At 67.4% G+C, this 6,102-nt stretch carries 5 protein-coding genes and 2 pseudogenes; 6 read left to right on the top strand and 1 reads right to left on the bottom strand.

Annotated features, from left to right (window positions below):
• Positions 1–1,195 precede the first annotated feature (1,195 nt).
• The 6 genes and pseudogenes from EFK10_RS13025 to EFK10_RS13000 all read left to right on the top strand — a co-directional run.
• Positions 1,196–1,498, top strand: a pseudogene (locus tag EFK10_RS13025) (phosphopyruvate hydratase); the annotation flags it as partial.
• Between the two features lie 428 nt (positions 1,499–1,926).
• Positions 1,927–2,193 (top strand): hypothetical protein, encoded by a 267-nt coding sequence (locus EFK10_RS13020; protein ID WP_127355873.1) that lies wholly within the window; start codon positions 1,927–1,929, stop codon positions 2,191–2,193.
• A gap of 148 nt (positions 2,194–2,341) precedes the next feature.
• Entirely contained in the window at positions 2,342–2,917 is a 576-nt protein-coding gene (locus EFK10_RS13015) for a TerD family protein (protein ID WP_127355872.1), read from the top strand.
• Positions 2,918–3,527: 610 nt separating this feature from the next.
• Complete coding sequence (locus tag EFK10_RS13010) at positions 3,528–4,109, top strand: TerD family protein (protein WP_127355871.1); 582 nt, start codon at positions 3,528–3,530, stop codon at positions 4,107–4,109.
• A gap of 273 nt (positions 4,110–4,382) precedes the next feature.
• A complete protein-coding gene (locus EFK10_RS13005) occupies positions 4,383–4,631 on the top strand; it encodes a hypothetical protein (RefSeq protein WP_127355870.1) in 249 nt (82 codons plus the stop codon).
• 250 nt (positions 4,632–4,881) lie between these two features.
• Positions 4,882–5,499: a hypothetical protein gene (locus EFK10_RS13000; RefSeq protein WP_206305433.1), complete on the top strand. Its 618-nt coding sequence runs from the start codon at positions 4,882–4,884 to the stop codon at positions 5,497–5,499.
• Between the two features lie 37 nt (positions 5,500–5,536).
• On the opposite strand, the pseudogene EFK10_RS12995 reads toward EFK10_RS13000, so the two are convergent.
• Positions 5,537–5,731, bottom strand: a pseudogene (locus EFK10_RS12995) (transposase); the annotation flags it as partial.
• Between the last annotated feature and the right edge of the window lie 371 nt (positions 5,732–6,102).

Here is a 6,102-nt window from a genome sequence, read left to right as displayed (position 1 = left end):
TGCCGGTGACTCCTGCCCGGTACAGCGGGTTCAGGTCGTACGCCTGGCGATACTGCGTCGGGGTGTAACAGGAGATCCGCCACTTCACCTGGCACTGCCGGGTGGTCAGCGGGCTGCGGCCCGCGCTCGCCGATTGCTGTCCGGCTACCGCCGGCACGGCCTTGACCGCTGGCGCCGAACGCGCGGATGCGGCGATAGCGGAACCGGACAAAGAGGTTGATATCATTATGAAAGTAGCCAGAGCGATGACCCCAGCGGCGACCGCGGCACGCTGCCGCGGACGAACTCTGCGCATAGTTGCTCCTCTTATGGAGTGAGACCGGGTTCGGCGGTTGCGGCGATCTCGGTCCGAGGCCATCCGTAGGGCAAGTGCGGTGGAACTTTATTTGCTCCTGTGTGACTTGTCCGGGATTATCCGATTTGCGGAACTGTAATCATGTTGATCGTGGCAAGCGCGACCCGGGTGGCTCATCGGGGCCCGAGGGCAGGCCAGTTCTCGTTTAGCCGCGCCGCCAGGTGACAACTAGATGTGAACTCACTGGCCGGAGCCTTCATCTTGCTCCGTCAACACACTCCGGTGGTCCCGGTTGTGGCGAGCCTCACCCCGAAGTGGCTCGGGTAACGCGCGACCGCGCTTGGACTGAGTGGCGGCGCAGGGTGGTGACATCAAGGCTGCGAATTCACTGAGTGATAGGTGGCGTGCTTCGTCACAAGGGGCGACGTCCGTACGACGTTCCAGGTCAGCGACTCGTACCTCCGTTGGCGTGGTGACAACTCGACTGGAACGCCCTGTTGGTGACAATGGGTCGTGCATCTGGTGAAAGATTGGACAAATCGGGCTGAGAGGCCGGTGCGACACCCCACGTCGTCCGCCGTCAGCGGTGACGACTATCACTGCGAGGCACAGCTTCTTCGACGTCTTCAGCTCACTCCGGTTCGCCGCCGTCTACCTGCTGCCCCGGGATCACGACACCCCAGAGGGATGTATTGAGTCGCCGCCCGGGTATTTCACTCCTCTCGCGCGGGAGCCCGGCAAGCCGAGAGCGCAGGGCGGAAGCAATGGCGACACGGACAGCCCGCAGTGGCTCCGTCCGCTGGGCGCGCGGCGCCCTGATCGCCCTGTGTGCCGCGCTCGCTGTGCTGGTCCATCACGAGACGGCTGCGGCTGCCGTCACTTCCATGCAATCCACGATGTATGGCGGGATGCCGCCGCTCCATCCTCGCCGTCACGCTGTCCACCCCCGACGGCACACAATTCCGTGCCGGGGCCTCCACCGGCACCCGCGAGGCCGTACAACTGCGCGACGGCGACCAGCAGCGTTACGCCGGCGAGGGCGTCCGCCAGGTCGTCGGCCATTTCAATGGTGAGATCGCCCGGGCCCTGGTCGGCCGCCCCTTCGCCTCCGCCGCCGAGGTGGACGCCGCACTGAGCGCCCTGGACGGCACCGACATCAAGTCCCGCCTCGGCGTCAACGCCATCATCGGCGTCTCCCTGGCAGGCAGGGGGACCCGGTACCGAACACCCTCTTAGCTTGGCTTTAAACCTCACCAAGATCATGTCTTGGTGAGGTTCGTCGTTCGCCTGACAGTTGGACGGCCTTTGCGTGATCGTGTCTTCTCGCTGAAGTCGACAGTCGATCTACCCAAAGGCCGTGATGGACAGTCTGCAGGACGGCGCTGCGCGCGTCGAGTCCCTGTCCGGGTTATCCCGGTTCCGCCGTGAGTTAGCGGCCGCGCTCCCCGAGGTCCTACTGGCCCGCGTGGCAGGGTGGTGGGTATGTGCGGCCGATACGTCTCCACCCGCAGCCCGCTGGACGACGCCCCTCGCGCCGACACCAGCGCCTGACCGCCCGCAGCGACCGCCGCCGGTGCGCATCGGTTCAGAAGGCGGCCGGGGCCAGAGCACGGCAGGACTCGCCCGGGCGAGTGAACGGGAGCGGCCGGAACCGCGACCGTCCCCGGCGTGACGGCCATAGAAACGTCACCCTGCTGGCGCGGATCACCGACCACGCCCAGGGCCTGGCCACGCCCGCGCTGTATGGGGTGGAGGTCACCACGATCCTGTCCGCCAGCGTGGACGAGCCCGACGGCTTCGCCCGCCGCATCACGCACCTGCGTTCCTACCTCGGGGCCTACGCCGGAGCGTTCCGCACCGGCGACAGTGTGCACGTCGCCTGGAATTGGAGGGCTTGATGTGCCCTGGGTTCCAGTGGTGGCGTCAATGCGGGTGAGGGCTGGGCCGGTCGCGCCCTCGTTTTCCCTACATTGCCGTAGATTTCGGTTCCCGGCTGCAGCACGCCGGGCGTTCCGAGCCAGGCATGGGGAAATACAGGAGGAGATCGTGGCAGTCTCACTGTCCAAGGGTGGCAACGTCTCTCTCACGAAGGAGGCGCCGGGCCTGACGGCCGTCACGGTCGGTCTCGGCTGGGACGTCCGTACCACCACCGGTACCGACTTCGACCTCGACGCGAGCGCGATCGCGGTCAATCCGAGCGGCAAGGTCTACTCCGACGGCCATTTCGTCTTCTTCAACAACAAGGCGACCCCCGACCAGACCATCGTTCACACCGGCGACAACCGCACCGGCGAAGGCGGCGGCGACGACGAGCAGATCAACGTCAGCTTGGCGGCCCTGCCGGCCGGCGTCGACAAGATCGTATTCCCGGTCTCGATCTACGACGGCGAGACCCGCAGCCAGAACTTTGGCCAGGTGCGGAACGCATACATCCGCATCGTCAACCAGACCGGCGGCGCGGAGATCGCCCGTTACGACCTGAGCGAGGACGCGGCAACCGAGACTGCCATGGTCTTCGGCGAGCTGTACCGCAACGAGGCGGAGTGGAAGTTCCGCGCCGTGGGCCAGGGCTACGCCTCGGGGCTTACCGGGATCGCCTCCGACTATGGCGTCAACGCCTGACGCCCTCGGTCACCCGCCGGGCCCGGCACTCCCAGACGGACCCGGCGGACTCTGCCGTCCACGTCCCCGCCTGCGTCATCGCGGGCGGCACAGGCACTCAACGGATCTCGGCCCTGCCGAAGCCCGCTGCGCCGTCCGTGACCAAGGCGACGCCGCGCAGGCGGACGTCAGCGGCGGCCTGGCCGGGGGTGGTGCGGGCATCGGCCGGGTGTCCCTGCCAGTCCAGGCCCGGACCTGCACAACCATCGGTTTCGAACCCGTAGGGAGACAGACGTGACCAGCCCTCCCCGCTCGGCCGTCGGCGTCACCGCGCTGTTGGTCACCGTCGCACGCCACTGTTCCCCGCCGCCCGACGGGAGGACCGGCCGGGCAACGCCTCGGACGGGGAGCGGGCCCGCGAAGCGTGGCACCAGGTGCTCCTGGAGCGCGGCATCCCGTCTTACTCCAACATCCGACTGCGAACACAGCCTGGTGTCGGTACGAGTCCTGAGCGGCACCACGCCTGGGCTCCACCAGCCCCGATTTCGCCGGCCCGGACCTCACCACCAGCCCGGGCTCGCTGCCCCAGCCCGGCAAGCACTTCACACGACGCCCATCGGAGAGGCAGCACATGACCGTGAACCTGGCCAAGGGCCAGCAGATCAGCCTGAGCAAGTCCGACGGAGGTGCACTCAGCGTGGTACGGATGGGCCTGGGCTGGCAGGCCGCGCCCCGTAAGGGATTTCTCGCCAAGCTGACCGCCCGCGAGATCGACCTCGACGCCTCCGCGGTCCTCTTTGCCGGCCAGGAAGCGGCGGACGTCGTCTTCTTCCAGCACCTGGTCAGCAATGACGGGTCCGTACGCCACACCGGCGACAACCTGACCGGCGGCGCCGGCCAGGGCGGCGACGACGAGTCGATCCTGGTCGACCTGCAGCGCGTCCCGGTCCACATCGACCAGATCGTCTTCACCGTGAACTCCTTCACCGGGCAGACCTTCGCCGAGGTGCAGAACGCCTTCTGCCGTCTGCTGGACGAGACCACCGGCCAAGAGTTGGCCCGCTACACCCTCACCGGCGGCGGCTCCTACACCGCCCAGGTCATGGCCAAGGTGTACCGGGCGGGCGGCGGCTGGCAGATGGCGGCCATCGGCGCCCCGGCCTCCGGCCGCACCTTCCAGGACCTGATGCCGGCCATCGCCTCGCACCTGTAACCGCGATGCGCACAACGCCTCCGCACACCGAGAGGCGGAGAGACGTTATGACCCAGACCCAGACCCAGACGGGGCCGGCCGCCCCCGCGAACGCTCGGCCCGAACGGTAATCCGGCCGTCGAGTACCCGTGTTTGTCCTGGTCGCTGAGGTGGCCGTGCTGCTGACATGGGATGAGATCCAGCTCGGGCGACTGCCATGGGGTGTTACCGACCAGGTGAACATGCTGTCGCCCTAAGGGGTACGGCGGTGAGCACCGTCGTATCCCCCGGAGCGTGGGCCTGCGTCAGCCCCTCATCGGCCCGCTGTGCCGCATGTCCTCGGGCCTGTTCCCCGGCGTGTTCCCGGGCTTGCTCTCGGGCCTGTTCCCCGACCCCTCGTCCGGCCTCTCCCAGGACTTGTCCCCCGGCTTCGGCTGGGGCGTCGTCCCCGTCCCGGCGGACGGGCGGGGGATCCGCTTGATGTCCGAGATCTTCTTCGTCGCCAGGTCGGACTGCACACTCAGGTACGTGTACGTGCCCTGAGCGCCACCGCTCCAGGTCAGCTGTACGTACGGGACATCACGCGGCGCGCGCACATTTCGCAGAAAACTGAGGAGGACAACATGCCAGTGCTCAAGGCGCAACCCTGGTCGCCAGGGCCGGCCAGTCGTGACCAGACTCCCATCGCTTCGCCCGATACCTTTCTGAGCACGGACTGGGAGAGCCGGGTGAACTACGCCCGGCTACGGAACAGCGGCTCGCTCGCGCCCAGGCGGAGCTGGAGGCCAGCGAATTGGGCGCGGTGTTGCTCTACGACATGAACAACATCCGCTACACGACCAGAACCCACATCGGCGACTGGGCCAGGGACAAGCTGTTCCGGGCGGCCTTGGTGATCCGGGGGCATGCGCCGATCCTGTGGGACATCGGCTCGGCGGCGAAGCTTCACCGCGAATACCTGACGTGGCTGCCCGGGGAAAGCTGGCAGGCGGGACTGTCGACCTGGCGCGGCGCCATCGACCTCGAAGTCGGTGTGGAAGCCAGCAATGCACGGAAGGTCGCCGATGTCCTGCGAGAGCACGGTCTCGACGGTGAACCGCTCGGCGTGGACGTGGTCGAGCTCCCCGCGCTCCGGGCGCTTGAGAACGAGGGATTGCACGTCGTCGACGCGCAGGCGCTGATGATGTGCGCCCGCCAGATCAAGACCATGGACGAGATCGCCCTGCTTGACCAGTCGGCCGGACTGGTCGACGCGGCCTACGAGCAGCTCTTCAGGTTCTTGCACGTCGGTGCGCAGGAGAACCAAGCGGTGTCCCTGGTCAACGCGGAGCAGGACAGGGGCTCCGCCTGCGGACACGGCTGGACCCGCAGCCGCGCACTGCGCGGCCTCCGCCGCCAACAGGCCGCCTGAGCCCGCAGCTCTACAGGCAGCGGGTCCCACGTGATCCAACCCGCCCTTCGAGGGCGGACTCCCGTAGCCGCTTGGTGAGCTGCTGAAGCCGTCCGCCCTCGCCGGTGAGCTGCAGACCCTCAGCCGGGGCCCGGCCCACCAACTCATCGATCAGCTGATTGTCCACGGCCGCTGAACCCTGTGGCTCAGCCACTTCGACCGCCACGGACTCGTTCACGTTCTCGCTCGTCATCGATGCATCTTCCATGATCGGGGGTTATTCCGTTCGTTTTTGCAGTCCCGCGGCTAGGAGTCGCTCTAGATGCCGGGGCTTCCCGGCCAGCGCGCCCCAGGACCGGGCGGAACGCGCACTCTCCACGTGTTGAATTGGCCTTCGGGCCCGAGCGGCATGGGGTCGTGGTCGACGCTGGGCCGTGTCCGCACAGTGGGTTCGTCGTGGCTCCGGTCGTGGTGCGTCGTCATGAAGTGACCTTCTGGTCGCGGGGCGGGGGCTGGGTCGGGATGCCCCGTGCAGGAGGAGGTTGACGATCTGGTCGATCACCACGTCGTCCAGTGGTTCTCGGCTTAGCGAAGCGCGGTAGACGACGGTTCCCGCGTAGACGT

The organism is Streptomyces soli (assembly GCF_003999195.1).
GTDB lineage: Bacteria > Actinomycetota > Actinomycetes > Streptomycetales > Streptomycetaceae > Actinacidiphila > Actinacidiphila soli.
The sequence above is the reverse complement of the archived record's forward strand: the minus strand, read 5'-3'. Positions and strand labels throughout refer to the sequence as shown.